The sequence below is a fragment of the Kribbella sp. CA-294648 genome, from assembly GCF_050943845.1.
Lineage (GTDB): Bacteria > Actinomycetota > Actinomycetes > Propionibacteriales > Kribbellaceae > Kribbella.
The window spans coordinates 1,371,025-1,387,384 of sequence record NZ_CP191981.1; the positions used below are offsets into that span (position 1 = coordinate 1,371,025).

Genomic DNA, 16,360 nt, shown 5'->3' on the forward strand with positions numbered 1-16,360 from the left:
GGTGCTGGGACACAACGTGGCCTTTCGGTCACAGGGGAGGGGCTAGGGGTGGAACTCCTAGTACTGCACCCAGTGGGGGTTTATTCCCCCGGCGGGCTCATGCACCATAACGGAACCGCAACGAGCCCACAAACCCCGCCACCCCTTTTTTGGCACCGGCTTCACGAAACCTTTGCATGCGCGGCTGCACGTGCATCGGCCCGAGCGCTCAGATGGCTGCCGCGTCAGGAAGAAACTGTCATGTCAGGAAGAACTTTCATGCAACTGTGTCCTGCTGATCGAGGTGCGAGAGCATCCCGGTGATCTGGTGCACGACGTCGCCGTGGAACGGCAGGGACAGGTGTCCCACCCCGTCGATCCGGATGTTGTGGGCGATCAGGTCGGCGTGCCGGATCCGGGCCCGGCGCTGCGGCACGATCAGCTGGTCGACGTCGCTGTAGAAAGCGACGAACCGGGTCGGGCAGTCCGGGGCCGGCTCGGCCAGCTCCTCCATCAGGTCGCTGTCCGGCCGGAGCTGCTTCACCAGCGGCCACGGCAGGAGCCGCGCGGCGACCGTGCCCTGGTGCGGGGTCCCGAGCGTCACGCAGGTGTGCACGCGTTCGGCTCCGCCGAGCCGCTGGACGTAGTACCGGGCGATCAGGCCGCCCAGGCTGTGGCCGACGATGTGGATCTGCTCCGAGCCCGACTCCTCGCAGAGCCGCTCGACCTCGTCGGCCATCCGCTCGGCCGTGCTCCGGACGTCGAGGGTCAGCGGTGAGTACGAGAAGGTCTCGATCCGGGTGAAGCCGCGGCGGAGCAGCTGGCGGCGCATCAGGGCGAAGATCGTGTGGTTGTCGATGATCCCGTGCGCGAGCAGGATCGGCGTACCGGCGGCCTGGACGTCGCCGACCAGGAGGCTGCGCTGGGCCGGGGTCAGGCCGCTCAGGTTGAGGCGCTCGGCGCGGGCCGCGGAGCCGCCGACCAGGCCGAGCGGGTACATCGCCAGGTGGGTGGTGATCCAGCCGAGCTCGACGGCCGCGCCCTGCAGTACGCGCGGCGACAGTGCCGAGCGGGCGCCGTACTTCAGTCCTTCGAGAGCTCCCCAGATGCCGTCGGTGCTCATCGCGTCTCCTCACACTCCCGATCGGACCGCACAGGGCAGTGGTCTGATCTCTTCTCACGGTAACCGGTTCCCACTTTGCGTGGCCGGGAACACACACCGCCGTGTCTGATCCGTGAGGTAGCTTCTGCTTATGCCTGCCACGAGCCCACTTCGAGTAGTAGTCGCCAAGCCCGGACTGGACGGCCATGACCGCGGCGCGAAGGTGGTCGCCCGGGCCCTGCGGGACGCCGGTATGGAGGTCATCTACACCGGTCTGCACCAGACTCCCGAGCAGATCGTCGAGACCGCGATCGCCGAGGATGCCGACGCGATCGGCCTGTCGGTGCTGTCCGGCGCGCACATGACGCTGTTCAAGAAGGTCCGCGAGCTGCTCACCGAGCGGGACGCCGACGACATCGTGGTGTTCGGCGGCGGGATCATCCCCGAGGCCGACCTGGAGCCGCTGGCCGAGCTCGGCGTGCACAAGATCTTCACCCCCGGCGCGACCACCACCGAGATTGTCGAGTGGGTCCGCGGCCACGTCGGCGACGCCTCCGCCACGGCCTGATCCTGCCGGTTTGTTGCCTCCCGCAACCCCGGACTGCCGCCCGATTGCCGGTTACTGGTCGGTAATACCGAATCGTTAAGAAACACCTGGTTGTGCCCGCTGGCTAATCGCGGTCGCATACAGCCATGCGTTTGTCTGTGCACGACGCTGAGATCGGCCAACAATGTGTGGCTCAGGACACATCGGCCCCGATCTCGGTTACTGTCCGGATAGGGCGTCCCGCAGTGAGGTGGGGGTCTGCGGGTGGCCTGCGCAGGACCAGAGTTCGCATCGGGAGAGGGCAGGTAACACGATGAGGTTTGAACGATCACACTCACGCAAGGCGGCCGTTGTCGCCGTGGCCGGCAGCCTGGCGCTGCTCGCCTCCGCGTGTGGCGGTGACGACGGAGGCGGTGGCGACACGACTGGGGGCGGCGCCAAGCTCGAAGGCCGTGGCCCGATCACGTTTGCCACCGGCAAGGACACCTCCGGGAACCTGACGAACCAGGTCGCGGCCTGGAACTCGCAGCACCCGGAGGAGAAGGTCGAGGTCAAGGAGCTCCCGGAGTCCGCCGACCAGCAGCGTCAGCAGATGGTCCAGAACGCGCAGGCGAAGTCCGATGCCTTCAGCGTGCTGAACCTCGACGTGGTCTGGACCGCGGAGTTCGCGGCCAACCGCTGGGTCACCGAGCTGCCCGAGGACCAGTTCCCGGACCTGGGCAAGCTGCTGCCGTCGACGCTCGACACGGGCAAGTACCGCGACAAGCTCTACGCCGTACCGGTGACGTCCGACGGTGGTCTGCTGTACTACCGCAGCGACTGGCTGACCAAGGCCGGCGTGCAGCCGCCGAAGACGTGGGCCGAGATGCAGGCCGCCTGCGCCAAGGTGATCGCGCTGCCGGAGGCCAAGGGCGCCAGCTGCTACGCGGGCCAGTTCGAGAAGTACGAAGGCCTGACCGTGAACTTCTCCGAGGCGGTCAACTCCGCGGGCGGTGTGGTCGTCGGCGACGACGGCAAGCCGAACGTGGACACCCCGGAGGCACTGGCCGGCCTGCAGTTCCTGGTCGACGGCTTCAAGAACAAGACGATGCCGGCCGCCGCCATCACCTACAAGGAAGAAGAGGGCCGCCGCGCCTTCCAGGAGGGCAAGCTGGTCTTCCACCGCAACTGGCCGTACGTGTACGCGCTGGCCGGCAAGACCGACGGCTCCTCCAAGATCGCCGGGAAGTTCGCGGTCGCGCCGCTGCCGGGCAAGGACAGCCCGGGCGTCTCGACGCTGGGTGGTCACAACTACGCGATCTCCGAGTTCACCAAGAACAAGGCGACCGCGGCGGACTTCATCAAGTTCATGTCCAGCGAGGAGCGGCAGAAGGCGAACGTGGAGAAGACCTCCCAGGCGCCGACCTGGGCCTCGCTCTACGACGACCCGGCGCTGAACAAGCAGTTCCCCTACCTGGCCCCGCTGAAGGCCTCGATCGAGTCCGCGAAGTCGCGGCCGAAGGTGGTCAAGTACGGCGACGTCACGACGGCCGTCCAGGCCGCGGCGTACGACGCGCTGACAGGGAAGGCGGAGCCCAAGGCTGCGCTCACCGATCTGCAGACCAAGTTGAGCTCGCTCATCACTCAGTGATCGATGTGGCGGGGCCGGTGCGTGGTGGAGTTGGCCGCGCACCGGCCCCGGCCTGTTCCTGCCTGCGCAGCCGGGCAGAGAGAAGGAGACAGAGATGAGTGCTTCCGCCCAGGTCGCGGAGCGACCATCCGGGAAAGTCCCCAAGCCGAAGCGCACGACGTCGTTCAACGAGGGCACCGGCAAACTGGCCGCGATCCTGTTGTCGCCGACCTTGCTGGTGCTCGCGCTGGTCGTGGTGTACCCGATCATTTCGGCGCTTCGCGAATCGCTCTACAGCAGTGGCCAGGAGATCGACGAGTCCGGTTTCGTCGTCGAGGGTGACACCTTCGTCGGGCTGGACAACTACACCGCCATCTTCTCCGGCGAGACCGGGGACCGCTTCTGGAACGCCTTCTACAACACCACGTTCTTCACCATCACCTGTGTGCTGCTGGAAACGGTGCTCGGCGTGGCGATGGCCCTGGTGATGCACAAGGCGTTCAAGGGCCGCGGCATCGTCCGGGCCAGCATCCTGGTGCCGTGGGCCATTCCCACGGTGATCTCGGCGTTGCTGTGGAAGTGGATCTTCCAGGCCGACGGCGCGGCCAACGCGCTGATTGGGCAGCAGATCCTGTGGTCCACCGAAGGCTGGCAGTCGGTGCTGTCGGTCATTGTCGCCGACACCTGGAAGACAGCACCGTTCATCGGTCTGCTGGTACTGGCGGGCCTGCAGACGATTCCAGGTGATGTCTACGAAGCCGCGAAGGTCGACGGCGCGGGTCCATGGCAGACGTTCGTCCGGATCACCCTGCCGCTGGTGAAGCCGGCCCTGCTGGTCGCAGTACTGTTCCGCATCCTCGACACGCTGCGGATCTTCGACCTGCCGTATGTCTTGGTCGGCGCGAACAAGGAGTCGGTCGAGACACTGTCGATGCTCGCCTACGACGAGGCGTCGAACACCAGGTTCGGTCCAGCCGCGGCGTACGCGACGATCTTGTTCCTGTACGTCGCTGTGGTGGCCTACGCGTTCGTCAAACTGCTCGGCGCCGACGTCCTCGGTGACGCCGCGCCGAAGAAGAAGAACGGTAAGCGCAACGGCAAGAAGCGGGAGATCGACGCGGCGCCCCCGGGTGTCGCGATGGGATCCGCCGCGGGCATGAGCGGGACGGGGAGTGGAGTCTGATGGCGACCGACACCAAAGCTGTTGACCTCAAGGCTGCCGAGGCGAGCCCGTGGCGCAAGTACGCGCCACTGCTGGGCGTCATCGTCATCGTGCTGTACTGCTTGGCGCCGTTCTACTGGATGGTCGTGTCGGCGTTCCGGCGCCCGCTCGACCAGTTCGACAACTCGCTGATCCCGGCGCCGTTCTCGCTCGACAACCTGCGAGCGGTCTTCGGCGAGGGCGTCGGTTTCGGCCGGGCCTTGCTGAACAGCCTGATCGTGGCCGGCGTGACGACGATCCTGACCCTGATCGTGGGGCTGATCGCCGCCTACACACTGGCCCGGCTGGAGTTCCGGTTCAAGAACCTGGTGCTGGCGATCATCATCACCACGTCGATGTTCCCGGGCATCTCGCTGGTGGTCCCGCTGCTCAAGCTGTTCATCGACATCAACTGGATCAACACCTACCAGGCGATGATCGTGCCCAGCCTGTCGTTCGCGCTGCCACTGGCGGTGTGGACGCTGACCACGTTCTTCCGGCAGATGCCGCGGGAACTGGAGCAGGCGGCGATGGTGGACGGGTGTACTCCGGCGCAGGCGTTCCGCAAGATCATCCTGCCGCTGGCCGCACCCGGTGTCTTCACCACCGCGATCATCACCTTCATCGCGGCCTGGAACGAGTTCCTGATCGCACTGAGCATGGTGAACAAGGCGGAGATCCAGACGGCGAACGTGGCGATCTCCAAGTTCACCGGCATCTCGGGTTTCGACCAGCCGTTCGGCACCCAGATGGCGGCCGGCGTCGTCGTCACCATCCCGTTGGTGATCGCCGTCCTGCTGTTCCAGCGCCGTATCGTCGCCGGTCTGACCGCGGGCGGCGTGAAGTAAGGGCCCGAAACCGGCGTATGGTCGAAGACCTAGCCGCTGGAGGTGTGAAGTGAGCTACGGAGATAACAGGAACAGGCGCGACCAAGAAGACCGCGACCGCCGCGAGGAGCAGGACCGACGGATCCGTGAGGAGCAGGATCGTCGAGATCGTGAGGAGCAGGACCGGCGGGATCGCGACAAGCGCTGACGGTGACAGAGACCGGTGGGCCGGACCCGAGCAAGGGTCCGGCCCATTTGGTTGCCCTCAGCAACCTTATTGGCAGCTTTCGAGTGGACCGATGCCGCCGAGGGTCGTGTCGAGTACCAGGGGTGCCGCGTCGCGGGGGGCCAGTCGGCCGGCGGTGATGGCTTCCCAGGCTGCGTAGATGAGGGCGTAGAGGGTTGAGACCGCCCACCACGCCGGTACGCCGGGCCGGAGGGCGCCGGTGTGCTGGGCGCGGTGGACGAATTCCTCCATGGGCTTGTCCAGCTGGTCGGTCCGGGCTGCCAGCTCCTTGTCCAGGTCGAGCTCCGGCTGACGGAGCAGGAACTCGATGCGTGGTCCGAGCGGGATCATCGCCTCGATGAACCGGCTCAGCGCCGCTCGCACGTCGTCGGGAGTGGCCGCGACCTCGGTCAGCCGGGCGTCCTCGATCACTGCGGCGCACCTGTCCAGGGCGTCGTGGGCCACTGCGAGCAGAAGCGCCTCGCGAGTGGGGAACCGATTGTGCAGCGTGGTTCGGCCGACCCCCGCGGCCGCGGCGACATCGGCCAGCGAGGCGGCGGCGTTCGCGCTGAACACCTCGGCGGCGATCTCCAGGATCACCCGCGGATCGCTGGAACGGACTCTTCGTGCTCGGGGTTGAACACTCATGTTCAGAAATATACCGTGAAGTTCAGAAGTGATGCCAATTGTCTGGGGGAACATCATGGACTTCAAACTCAGGTCGCAGCTCGCCGGCCAGCGCATGGCCCTGCAGGTACTGCGGCTGCTCGGCGACCCGATCAGCGAGTACACCGCCGCGCGCTGGCGGGCCGATCCGTACCCGCAACTCGAGCGGATCCGCCAACGCGGCCCGTTGTGGAAGGCCCTGTCCGGCGTCTGGGTCGCCACCTCGTACGACGTCTGCTCCGCGTTGCTGCGGGACCGGCGGATCGGCGTACGGCATGCCGACGGGCGGCCGCCGTACTCGATCAGCATGCACAAAGTGCCGCCGCCATGGATGCACACGTTCCTGGAAATGGACGCGCCGGACCACACGCGGTTGCGGCGGCTCGCGACGCCCGCGTTCTCACGCAGCAAGATGCCGGCCTACCGGAGCCGGATCGAGGCGCTCACCGACGGGCTGGTCGACCGGATGCGAGCGCTTGGCCAGTTCGACCTGGTCCGCGAGTTCGCCGGCCCGCTGCCGATCACGGTGATCAGCGACCTGCTCGGCATTCCGGACAGCGATCACGAGACGTTTGCACGGTACGGGCGGATCGTCGGCGCATCGCTCGACATGGAAGCCATGGGCCGGGTCGAAGAGGTGCGGGAGGTCAGCATCGCGCTGCGGAAGCTGTTCGCCGACCTGATCGAGCAGCGCTCGGTGAACCCCGGTGACGATGTGATCAGCACGCTCGTCGACGCTCTGCGGGAGGACAAGCTCACTCCCGCTGAGCTGATGACGACCGCGGGCCTGCTGTTGCTGGCCGGCTTCGAGACGACGGTGAACCTGCTGGGCAACGGGGTCCGGTTGCTGCTGGACCACCCCGAGCAGTGGCGCGCACTCTGCGCCGACCCCAGCTTGGCGCCGCAGGTCGTGGAGGAGGTGCTGCGCTTCGAAACGCCCTTCCAGTACGGCGCCCGCTTCACCCACGAGCCGATCGAGGTCGACACCGGCCAGGGCATCATGAAGCTGCCGGCCGACGTGGAGGTGCTGATCCTGTTCGGCCTGGCCAATCGGGACCCGGAGGCGTTCGAGCAGCCGGACAGCTTCACCATCTGGCGGGCGACCGATCGGGAGCACCTCGCCTTCGCGAACGGAGCGCACTACTGTCTGGGCGCTCCGCTCGCGCGGCTCGAGGGCGAGATCGCCTTCCGGACGCTCGCCACCCGCCTGCCGTCGCTACGGCGTACAGGGCCGGAGGAGTGGCGAATGTCCAGCTTGGTGCGGGGTGTCAGCGCTCTGCCGGTCGCTGCCTGACTCTCAGACCTGCAGCCAGACGGTGGCGTCCACTGGGAGCTTGTGGTCGGGGAGCGGCTCGCTGGAGAGCAGTACCGCGGTGTACTCCGGCAGGTCGATCGGGTCGTCGCCCAGGTTGACCACACAGCGGAAGCCCGGGTCCCGGCTGAAGGAGAGGACTCCCTCCGGAGCATCCTGGTCCCAGACGAGGCGGCCTTCGCCGAGGGCCTCATGCTCGCGGCGGATGCGCAGTGCTGCCTTGTAGAGCGCCAAGTGGCTCTTGGGTTCGGTGGCCTGCGCCTCTGCCGTCAGTGGCGCCCAGTCGGCCGGCTGCGGCAACCACGGCTGGCTGTTGCCGCTGTTGAACCCGTACGGCGGCTCGCTGCCACTCCACGGAATCGGCACCCGGCAACCGTCGCGCCCGCGCACCGTGTGGCCCGACCGCTCCCACGTCGGGTCGTCCAGGACCTCGTCCGGCAGGTCCTCGACCTCCGGCAGCCCCAGCTCGTCACCCTGGTAGATGTACGCGCCACCAGGCAACGCCAACTCCAGCAGCGCAGCGGCCCTGGCCCGGCGAAGCCCCAGCGCCAGATCAACCGGTACTACGCCCGCACCCTGTAGCGCGTCCCGCTGATCCCGGCCGTACCGAGTGCGGTGCCTGATGGTGTCGTGGTTGCTCAGCACCCAGGTCGCGGGCGCACCGACGGCCCACAGGCTCTCGGTGGTGTAGTCGATGACCTGCCGCAACTCCTTCGCGCTCCACGGCGCCCGCAGGACGTCGAAGTTGAACGCGGAGTGCAGCTCGTTCGGCCGGACGTACTGCGCCAGCCGCTCGGCCGGGGAGAGCCAGGCCTCGGCCACGAAGACTCGTGGGCCCTGCGGACTATCGGCGTACTCGTCGGCGATCGTGCGCCAGCGCTGGTGGATGTCGTGCACACCGGGCTGGTCGTAGAACGGGTTGCCGACGTACTTGTCCCTGATCGGCTCACCCTCGTGCAGCGGGACGTCGGGCAGCGACGCGTCCTTGGCCATCGAGTCGGCGACGTCGATCCGGAAGCCGTCGATGCCGCGGTCGAACCAGAACCGCAGGATCGCGTCGAACTCCTCGATCACCTTCGGGTTGTCCCAGTTCCAGTCGGGCTGGGAGATGTCGAACATGTGCAGGTACCACTGGCCGTCCTCGATCTGCTGCCAGGCGCCCCCACCGAACGCGGCCGGCCAGTTCGTCGGCGGCAGCCCACCGTCCTTGCCGTCGCGGAACCAGAACAGGTCCCGCTCGGGGGAGCCCTTGCCGGCCTCGAGTGCCGCCTTGAACCACGGGTGCTCCCAGGAGCAGTGGTTCGGCACCAGGTCGATCAGGATCCGCAGCCCGAGCGCGTGCGCCTCGGTGATCAGCGCGTCGGCGTCGGCCAGGGTGCCGAAGTCCGGGTTGATGTCGCGATAGTCGGACACGTCGTACCCGCCGTCGAGCAGCGGTGAGGGGTACCACGGGCTGATCCAGAGGGCGTCGATGCCGAGCTCGGCCAGGTAGGGCAGCCGGGCCCGGATACCGTTCACGTCGCCGGTACCGTCACCGTCCGCGTCCGCGAACGACCGCGGATAGACCTGGTACACGACGGCGCTACGCCACCACTCGTCAGCTGGTCTGGTTGATCCTTCAGTCATGCGTTCCAGCCTTTCACGGGGAAGCAAAGATCCTGTGACGGTCGTCTCAGCGCGTACCCCGACTGTCGCGGGTGGTACCGAGGTGGCTAGTCTCAGCCCGACGGAACGCGCCGGCGACCGTGCCTCTCCGCACCGCAGCCTGCCGCGGCCTAACTCGAACAGGCGAGAGAGGGACCACAGTCGTGGATCTGATGGAGTACCAGGCGAAGACTGTCTTCGCCAAGCACGGTGTACGGACGACGGTGGGTGAAGTCGTCCACACGCCCGAGGAAGCTCGCGCGGCCGCCGAGAAGATCGGTGGCACCGTGGTCGTCAAGGCCCAGGTGCTGACCGGCGGTCGTGGCAAGGCGGGCGGCGTCAAGCTGGCCACCACGCCCGACGAGGCCGAGGAACGGGCTCGCGAGATCCTGGGCCTGGACATCAAGGGCCACATCGTCAAGACCCTCAACATCGTCCCGGCCGCGGCGATCGCGGAGGAGTACTACTTCTCCTTCCTGATCGACCGGGCCAACCGCAACTACCTCTGCATCGCCTCCGCCGCCGGCGGGATGGAGATCGAGGAGGTCGCGCACACGAACCCGGACGCGGTCGCCAAGATCTCGATCGACCCGGCCACCGGGGTGGACGAGGCCAAGGCGCGCGAGATCGCGACCCAGGCCGGCTACCCGGCCGACATCCTGGACGCCGTCGCACCGGAGATCGTCAAGCTCTACCAGGTCTTCCTGTCCGAGGACGCGACCCTGGTCGAGGTGAACCCGCTGGTCAAGCTCAAGGACGGCAACGTCGAGGCGCTGGACGGCAAGGTCAGCCTGGACGAGAACGCCGACTTCCGGCACCCGGACCACGCGGCGTTCGCCGACGCGTCGGCCGAGGACCCGCTGGAGGCCGCGGCCAAGGCCAAGGGCCTGAACTACGTGAAGCTCGACGGCTCCGTCGGCATCATCGGCAACGGCGCCGGCCTGGTCATGTCCACGCTGGACGTCGTTGCGTACGCCGGTGAGGAGTTCGGTGGGGTCAAGCCCGCGAACTTCCTCGACATCGGTGGTGGCGCCTCGGCCGAGGTGATGGCCAACGGGCTGGAGATCATCATCTCCGACGCGCAGGTGGAGAGCGTGTTCGTGAACGTGTTCGGCGGCATCACCGCCTGTGACGCGGTCGCGAACGGCATCGTGCAGGCGTTCGAGCTGCTGGCGAGCCGGAACGAGCACGTCGACAAGCCGCTGGTCGTCCGGCTGGACGGCAACAACGCCGAGGAGGGTCGCCGGATCCTCGACCAGGCGAACCTGCCCGGACTCGAGCGGGTCGACACGATGGACGGCGCCGCCAAGCGGGCCGCCGAGCTGGCTGCGAAGTAAGGGATCGCTGAAATGTCTATCTTCCTGACCAAGGACAGCAAGGTCGTCGTCCAGGGCATGACCGGCTCGGAAGGCACCAAGCACACCACCCGGATGCTTGCCTCCGGCACCAACATCGTCGGCGGCGTGAACCCGCGCAAGGCCGGCCAGTCGGTCGACTTCGACGGCAAGGCCGTCGCGGTCTTCGGTACCGTCGCGGACGCGATCAAGGAGACCGGGGCCGACGTCTCGGTCATCTTCGTGCCGCCGAAGTTCACCAAGGACGCGGTGCTCGAGGCGATCGAGGCCGGCATGCCGCTGGTCGTGGTGATCACCGAGGGCGTGCCGGTGCACGACACCGCCGCGTTCCACGCCGCCGCGCAGGCCTCCGGCACCACCCGGATCATCGGGCCGAACTGCCCGGGCATCATCACCCCGGGTGAGTCCAACGCCGGCATCATCCCGGCGAACATCGCCGGTGCCGGCCGGATCGGCCTGGTGTCGAAGTCGGGCACGCTGACCTACCAGATGATGTACGAGCTGAGCGACTTCGGCTTCTCCACCGCGATCGGCATCGGTGGCGACCCGATCGTCGGCACCACCCACATCGACGCGCTGCGGGCGTTCCAGGACGACCCGGACACCGACGCGATCGTGATGATCGGCGAGATCGGCGGCGACGCCGAGGAGCGGGCGGCGGCGTTCATCAAGGACAACGTCACCAAGCCGGTCGTCGGCTACGTGGCCGGCTTCACCGCACCCGAGGGCAAGACGATGGGCCACGCCGGCGCCATCGTCTCCGGCTCCTCCGGGACCGCGGCCGCCAAGCAGGAGGCCCTCGAGGCCGTCGGCGTGAAGGTCGGCAAGACGCCGACCGAGACCGCCAACCTGATGCGCGAGATCATGCAGGGCCTGACCAAGTAACACCCAGCATCAGAGACGGCCCCCAGGTGATCCTGGGGGCCGTTCCTGTTGGTTACTTGTACGCCGCGGCCCGCTCAGCTGCGCGGATCAGTACTTCGTTGAAGGCCGCGTTGGAGATGTCGAGATCCTCCAGCACCGGATAGAGCGCGTACACCGCGCGTGAGCCGCTCACCGCGACCCCGATCCGGTAGGTGAACTTGTTGTCCTTACCGGTGTCGTACGACGCCTCCCAGCTCTCACCCCGGATGCTGCCGTACTCCACCTCGCCGGTCGACTTCACGGTCGCGTTGGAGATCGCCTTCTTGCAGCCGTCGACGTTCTTGCGGACCTGGCTCACCCAGCTGGCGGCCGCCGCCGGGGTGGGGAACGCGGCCACCATCGTGTCCAGCCCGAACTCGGCCGGCACCTTCGCCTCCGGTACGACGTACGTCTGCGCCTTGTTCGAGGTGGACTTGGCCTTCTTGAGGTCCATCTTGCCCTCGCAGCCGGTGCCCTTCGGGGTGGTGCTCGACGTGCTGACCCACGGCTTGTCGATGCTCGGCAGGACCGGCAGGTCGATCGGCGCCATGAAACCGGCCGGCTCGGTGGTCGGCAGCAGGGCCGGCTTGACCGTCGGCGTCCCGGTCGTGCACTTGGCTTCGGCGCAGAGCCGCTTCAGTCCGGTGCCGGCCGTGGCGACCAGGGCGTCCGGTTTGGGCGCCACCTTGCCGACCGTGTCGTGCTCCACCACCATCGTGGTCTGGCCGGCGGTGCTCACGCTGATCGTGCGGTACTTGTTGGTCTTGGCGCCCGGCTGGGAGAAGACGGCGACCACGCCCTTGCTGCCGAGACCGTCGGTCCGGTAGCTGGAGATCAGCCGGACCTGCGGGGTGTTGCAAGTGCTGAGCCAGCCGGTGATCGTCGCGTACGCCTTGCCGGCGGCTGCCTCGTCGTTGGAGACCTCGACGTACTGGACCGCCGCGTCCTTGTTCGATGGGTTGCGAAAGGTGCGGATCCAGGTCCGCATCCCGGCCGGGTCGGCGAACCGCTGCGCCTGGCAGACGAAGGACCGGTCCGGGGCGTTGCTGCCATTGTCGGTACTCGCGACGGCCCAGGCTCCCGCCGCGGGGGCGAGCTGCTTGGCCGCAGTACCGTCGAGCAGCACCTTGGCGTCGCTCAGCAGGCCCGAGTCGCTGCCGCTGGGCTTGTCGTCCGGGTTGCCGGACTTGGCGTTGCTGGGGGAGTCGTCGCCGCCGAACGCGTTCAGGGCCACGAAGCCACCGCCACCGACGAGCAGTACGACGGCCGCTCCCGCACCGATGAGCTGGTTCCGTCGGCGGACTTGCTGACGGCGAGCCTCCCGGGCAGCGGCGCGGCCGCCGCCTCGTGAGGCGCGGTGGGAACCGGTCACTAGTTCTTGACCTCCAGACTGATTCCACCCGACGGTACCTGGTGCCCGTCACCTTCCACACCAAGACCAAGCAGGGCCGAAGTCTTCCATATCCGGCGTGTCAGAACGAGCAGTCCCCCGGCAGCGAGTGACGATGGACGGAGATGACCGACATGCTGAGCCGTCCGGGCGCCCGTGACGGCGGATCTCACCAGGCGCCCGGGCCCGCCCAGCCCGACGCCATCGCACCGACCAAGCCAGTGATCGTCTCGGCGGTGATAGGAGCAGGTGCCTGTCTGCTCACCGGACTGCTGGCCTGTGCTGCCGTTGCCGTGATCGGCTGGCTGGCCGCATCCTTCGGTGGCGCGTCCGGTGCGGTCCGGGCCGGTGCCGCTGTGTGGCTGGTCGCTCACAAGGCCGGTGCCACCGTCGGTGACGCCAAGATCTCCCTTGCACCGCTGGGGCTGACGCTGTTCCTCGCCTGGTGCCTGTACCGCGGTGGCCGGTTCACTGCGCGCGTCAGCGGGGCAGACGCGACCAAAGACCTCGCCACGGCCTCCGGAGTACTGGCCATCGCCTACGGGCTCGGTGCGCTGGTCATCGCGCTCCTGACCTCCGACGGCGCGGTGAAGGTCTCGCCGGTGGGAGCGTTCTTCGGAGCGGCCATCCTCGCGGCCATCGCGGGCACTGCCGGAGTACTGGTCGAGTCCGGAGCTGCTGCGGACATTGCTGATGCGACTCCACCGGGCCTGCGAGACGTCGTCCCTGCCGCTGCCGCCGCAGTGCTGTCGATCGTCGCCGTCGCAAGCATCCTGTACGCCGTACTGCTGGCAGTGCACTTCTCCCGCGTCACCTCGATGCTGGAGCTGCTGGACGCCGGTGCAGTCGGCTCGGTGGTGCTGTTCGCGATCTGTCTGATGCTGCTACCCAACATGATCCTGTACGCCGTGGCGTTCATCGCCGGCCCGGGTTTCCAGCTGGGAGTCGGTACGACGATCGCCCCGACCGGGGTGGACGTCGGCAACCTGCCTGCACTGCCGCTGCTGGCCGCAGTACCGGCTGACGGCGCGACACCGACGTACCTGCTCGTGCTGACGGCTCTGGTGCCGCTGGGGGCCGGGGTGCTGGCCGGCTTCGTGGTTGCTCGGCGTGGGCTCGGGGCTGAGGACTCGGATGCGCTCGGTTGGGATGCCTTCGCTCTCCGTGGCGGTATCGCGGCTCTGTTGGCCGGGATCGTCCTGATGGTGCTGATGGTGCTCTCGGGCGGCGCTGCCGGGCCGGGGCGGATGGCTGCGGTCGGCGTACCGGGCGCGGTGCCGGCAGCCGGAGTGCTCGTTGCCGCGATGGCGATCGGGGCCTCGATCACCGCGGCCGTCATCGCCGCACGGCGACCGGCTGAGAGCGGGACCGACCCCGAGCGATAGGGTTTGCCGCGTGACAGACCCGGTTGCGCCCACGCCCGAGCCCGCGCGCCTCGTCGTGCTCATCTCGGGTTCCGGCTCGAACCTGCAGGCCCTGCTCGACGCGTGCGCCGATCCGGCGTACGGCGCCTCGGTGGTGGCCGTCGGCGCGGACCGCGAAGGCATCGCCGGGCTGGACCGGGCCGTCGCGGCCGGAGTACCGACGTTCGTGCACAAGGTCAAGGACTACCCCGAGCGGGCCGACTGGGATCGCGCGCTGACCGCGTCCGTCGCGCAGTACCAGCCTGACCTGGTCATCTCGGCCGGCTTCCTCAAGCTGGTCGGTGACGACTTCCTGGCGAGCTTCGGGGATCGCTACATCAACACCCACAACGCGCTGCTGCCGGCCTTCCCCGGCATCCACGGACCGCGCGACGCGCTCGAGTACGGCGTCAAGGTGGCCGGCGCGACCCTGTTCTTCGTCGACGGCGGGGTGGACACCGGGCCGATCATCGCCCAGGTCGCCGTACCGGTCGAGGACGACGACACCGAAGACACCCTGACGGAGCGGATCAAGGAGGTCGAGCGCCGCCAGTTGGTGGAGTGGGTCGGCCGGCTGGTCCGCGACGGCTGGACCATCACCGGACGAAAGGTCACCACGAAGTGAGCACCGACCGCAGGCCGATCCGCCGGGCGCTGATCAGCGTCTACGACAAGACCGGTCTGGAGGAGCTCGCCAAGGCGCTGTCCGAGGCCGGCGTCCAGATCGTGTCCACCGGTTCGACCGCCGGCCGGATCGCTGCCGCGGGCGTGCCGGTGACCAAGGTCGAGGAGCTGACCGGGTTCCCCGAGTGCCTCGACGGGCGGGTCAAGACGCTGCACCCGAAGGTGCACGCCGGGCTGCTCGCCGACGTCCGCAAGCCCGACCACGTCGAGCAGCTCGCCGAGATGCGGGTGGAGCCGTTCGACCTGCTGGTCAGCAACCTGTACCCGTTCAGCGAGACCGTCGCGTCCGGTGCGTCCGTCGACGAGTGTGTCGAGCAGATCGACATCGGCGGCCCGTCGATGGTCCGCGGCGCGGCCAAGAACCACGCGAACGTCGCCGTCGTGACCTCGCCGGACCAGTACGCCGATGTGTACGCCGTACTGGGCGAGGGTGGTTTCTCGCTCGAGCAGCGGCAGAAGCTCGCGGCCGCGGCTTTCGTGCACACTGCGGAGTACGACGTGGCTGTTGCCTCCTGGATGGGCAACGTGCTCACCGACAGCAGCGAGGGCACAGGCTTCCCGGCCTGGGTCGGCGCGGGCTGGGAGAAGAAGGCCGTACTGCGCTACGGCGAGAACCCGCATCAGCCGGCTGCTCTCTACAGCAACGGCCGCTCGGGACTGGCTTCGGCCGAGCAGTTGCACGGCAAGGAGATGTCGTACAACAACTACGTCGACGCGGACGCGGCCCGGCGTACGGCGTATGACTTCAGTGAGCCCGCGGTCGCGATCATCAAGCACGCGAACCCGTGTGGCATCGCGGTCGGCAAGGACATCGCGGAGGCGCACCGGCGAGCGCACGAGTGCGACCCGGTGTCGGCGTACGGCGGCGTGATCGCCACCAACCGGCCGGTCACGGTCGAGCTGGCCAAGCAGGTCGCGGAGATCTTCACCGAGGTGCTGGTCGCACCGGCGTACGAGGACGGCGCGGTCGAGATCCTGCAGGCGCGTAAGAACCTCCGGCTGCTGGTCTCCCCACCGGGTGAGGACGGTCCGCCGGTCGAGATCCGCGCGGTCAGTGGCGGCCTGCTGATGCAGCACAAGGACGTCTTCCAGGCCGAGGGCGACGACCCGTCGAAGTGGACCCTCGCCGCGGGCGAAGCCGCCTCCGACGAGGTGCTGGCCGACCTCGCGTTCGCCTGGAAGGCGTGCCGCGCGGTCAAGTCCAACGCGATCCTGCTCGCTGCTGATGGCGCGTCGGTCGGCGTCGGCATGGGCCAGGTCAACCGCGTCGACTCCTGTCGCCTGGCCGTCTCCCGCGCCGGTGAGCGGGCAGCCGGCTCGGTAGCCGCCTCCGACGCCTTCTTCCCCTTCCCCGATGGCCTCGAGGTGCTTCTGGAGGCCGGCGTGAAGGCGGTAGTCCAGCCCGGCGGCTCCATCCGGGACGACTTGGCCATCGAAGCCGCCACCAAGGCCGGCGTCACGATGTACTTCACCGGCACTCGGCACTTCTTCCACTAGTACTACGACAGCCCC

General features: G+C 68.0%; 14 protein-coding genes. 10 read left to right on the plus strand and 4 right to left on the minus strand.

Annotated elements, in window-relative coordinates; all coding sequences use genetic code 11:
- Window positions 1–256 precede the first annotated feature (256 nt).
- Complete coding sequence (locus ACQPYM_RS06735) at window positions 257–1,102, minus strand: esterase/lipase family protein (protein ID WP_433016465.1); 846 nt, start codon at window positions 1,100–1,102, stop codon at window positions 257–259.
- Between the two features lie 130 nt (window positions 1,103–1,232).
- On the opposite strand from ACQPYM_RS06735, the gene ACQPYM_RS06740 reads away from it, so the two are divergent.
- The 4 genes from ACQPYM_RS06740 (at window position 1,233) to ACQPYM_RS06755 (ending at window position 5,286) form a co-directional block, all read left to right on the plus strand.
- Window positions 1,233–1,649: a cobalamin B12-binding domain-containing protein gene (locus ACQPYM_RS06740; protein ID WP_433016468.1), complete on the plus strand. Its 417-nt coding sequence runs from the start codon at window positions 1,233–1,235 to the stop codon at window positions 1,647–1,649.
- A 292-nt stretch (window positions 1,650–1,941) separates the two neighbouring features.
- A complete protein-coding gene (locus tag ACQPYM_RS06745) occupies window positions 1,942–3,258 on the plus strand; it encodes an ABC transporter substrate-binding protein (RefSeq protein WP_433016471.1) in 1,317 nt (438 codons plus the stop codon).
- Window positions 3,259–3,352: 94 nt separating this feature from the next.
- Window positions 3,353–4,420 (plus strand): carbohydrate ABC transporter permease, encoded by a 1,068-nt coding sequence (locus ACQPYM_RS06750; RefSeq protein WP_433016474.1) that lies wholly within the window; start codon window positions 3,353–3,355, stop codon window positions 4,418–4,420.
- The gene (locus ACQPYM_RS06755) at window positions 4,420–5,286 is read left to right on the plus strand and encodes a carbohydrate ABC transporter permease (protein WP_433016477.1); all 867 of its coding nucleotides are present in this window, start codon (window positions 4,420–4,422) and stop codon (window positions 5,284–5,286) included. Before ACQPYM_RS06750 ends, ACQPYM_RS06755 begins: the two co-directional genes overlap by 1 nt.
- 253 nt (window positions 5,287–5,539) lie before the next feature.
- On the opposite strand, the gene ACQPYM_RS06760 is transcribed toward ACQPYM_RS06755, so the two are convergent.
- Window positions 5,540–6,139 carry a TetR family transcriptional regulator gene (locus tag ACQPYM_RS06760; RefSeq protein ID WP_433016480.1) on the minus strand — a complete coding sequence of 200 codons (600 nt, stop codon included), beginning with the start codon at window positions 6,137–6,139 and terminating at the stop codon, window positions 5,540–5,542.
- A gap of 55 nt (window positions 6,140–6,194) precedes the next feature.
- On the opposite strand from ACQPYM_RS06760, the gene ACQPYM_RS06765 reads away from it, so the two are divergent.
- Window positions 6,195–7,451, plus strand: coding sequence for a cytochrome P450 (locus ACQPYM_RS06765; protein ID WP_433016483.1), 1,257 nt, complete (start codon window positions 6,195–6,197; stop codon window positions 7,449–7,451).
- A 3-nt stretch (window positions 7,452–7,454) separates the two neighbouring features.
- On the opposite strand, the gene ACQPYM_RS06770 is transcribed toward ACQPYM_RS06765, so the two are convergent.
- Window positions 7,455–9,095, minus strand: coding sequence for a glycoside hydrolase family 13 protein (locus tag ACQPYM_RS06770; protein WP_433016486.1), 1,641 nt, complete (start codon window positions 9,093–9,095; stop codon window positions 7,455–7,457).
- A gap of 182 nt (window positions 9,096–9,277) precedes the next feature.
- Between ACQPYM_RS06770 and sucC the strand changes: the two genes are divergently transcribed.
- Window positions 9,278–10,450, plus strand: a complete 1,173-nt coding sequence (gene sucC, locus ACQPYM_RS06775; protein WP_433016489.1) for an ADP-forming succinate--CoA ligase subunit beta — start codon at window positions 9,278–9,280, stop codon at window positions 10,448–10,450.
- A 12-nt stretch (window positions 10,451–10,462) separates the two neighbouring features.
- On the plus strand, window positions 10,463–11,353 hold the full coding sequence (sucD, locus tag ACQPYM_RS06780) for a succinate--CoA ligase subunit alpha (RefSeq protein ID WP_433016492.1): 891 nt from the start codon (window positions 10,463–10,465) through the stop codon (window positions 11,351–11,353).
- A gap of 52 nt (window positions 11,354–11,405) precedes the next feature.
- Here the strand turns inward: sucD and ACQPYM_RS06785 are convergent, their stop codons facing one another.
- On the minus strand, window positions 11,406–12,743 hold the full coding sequence (locus ACQPYM_RS06785; protein ID WP_433016495.1) for a hypothetical protein: 1,338 nt from the start codon (window positions 12,741–12,743) through the stop codon (window positions 11,406–11,408).
- A gap of 143 nt (window positions 12,744–12,886) precedes the next feature.
- Between ACQPYM_RS06785 and ACQPYM_RS06790 the strand changes: the two genes are divergently transcribed.
- From ACQPYM_RS06790 to purH, 3 genes are read left to right on the plus strand one after another with little or no spacing between them, the layout of a single operon-like run.
- Window positions 12,887–14,146 (plus strand): cell division protein PerM, encoded by a 1,260-nt coding sequence (locus ACQPYM_RS06790; RefSeq protein WP_433016498.1) that lies wholly within the window; start codon window positions 12,887–12,889, stop codon window positions 14,144–14,146.
- Window positions 14,147–14,156: 10 nt separating this feature from the next.
- Window positions 14,157–14,789, plus strand: a complete 633-nt coding sequence (gene purN, locus ACQPYM_RS06795; RefSeq protein ID WP_433016501.1) for a phosphoribosylglycinamide formyltransferase — start codon at window positions 14,157–14,159, stop codon at window positions 14,787–14,789.
- Entirely contained in the window at window positions 14,786–16,345 is a 1,560-nt protein-coding gene (gene purH / locus ACQPYM_RS06800; protein ID WP_433016504.1) for a bifunctional phosphoribosylaminoimidazolecarboxamide formyltransferase/IMP cyclohydrolase, read from the plus strand. The genes purN and purH overlap by 4 nt, the downstream gene beginning before the upstream one ends.
- Window positions 16,346–16,360 lie beyond the last annotated feature (15 nt).

What these genes read in the sequence shown, in the direction of transcription:
- ACQPYM_RS06740 (WP_433016468.1), top strand. Translation starts at nt 1,233, where the DNA reads ATGCCTGCCACGAGCCCACTTCGAGTAGTAGTCGCCAAGCCCGGACTG.
- ACQPYM_RS06755 (WP_433016477.1), top strand. Translation starts at nt 4,420, where the DNA reads ATGGCGACCGACACCAAAGCTGTTGACCTCAAGGCTGCCGAGGCGAGC.
- ACQPYM_RS06770 (WP_433016486.1), bottom strand. Translation starts at nt 9,095, where the DNA reads ATGACTGAAGGATCAACCAGACCAGCTGACGAGTGGTGGCGTAGCGCC.
- sucD (WP_433016492.1), top strand. Translation starts at nt 10,463, where the DNA reads ATGTCTATCTTCCTGACCAAGGACAGCAAGGTCGTCGTCCAGGGCATG.
- ACQPYM_RS06760 (WP_433016480.1), bottom strand. Translation starts at nt 6,139, where the DNA reads ATGAGTGTTCAACCCCGAGCACGAAGAGTCCGTTCCAGCGATCCGCGG.
- ACQPYM_RS06765 (WP_433016483.1), top strand. Translation starts at nt 6,195, where the DNA reads ATGGACTTCAAACTCAGGTCGCAGCTCGCCGGCCAGCGCATGGCCCTG.
- ACQPYM_RS06745 (WP_433016471.1), top strand. Translation starts at nt 1,942, where the DNA reads ATGAGGTTTGAACGATCACACTCACGCAAGGCGGCCGTTGTCGCCGTG.
- ACQPYM_RS06735 (WP_433016465.1), bottom strand. Translation starts at nt 1,102, where the DNA reads ATGAGCACCGACGGCATCTGGGGAGCTCTCGAAGGACTGAAGTACGGC.
- ACQPYM_RS06790 (WP_433016498.1), top strand. Translation starts at nt 12,887, where the DNA reads ATGACCGACATGCTGAGCCGTCCGGGCGCCCGTGACGGCGGATCTCAC.
- ACQPYM_RS06750 (WP_433016474.1), top strand. Translation starts at nt 3,353, where the DNA reads ATGAGTGCTTCCGCCCAGGTCGCGGAGCGACCATCCGGGAAAGTCCCC.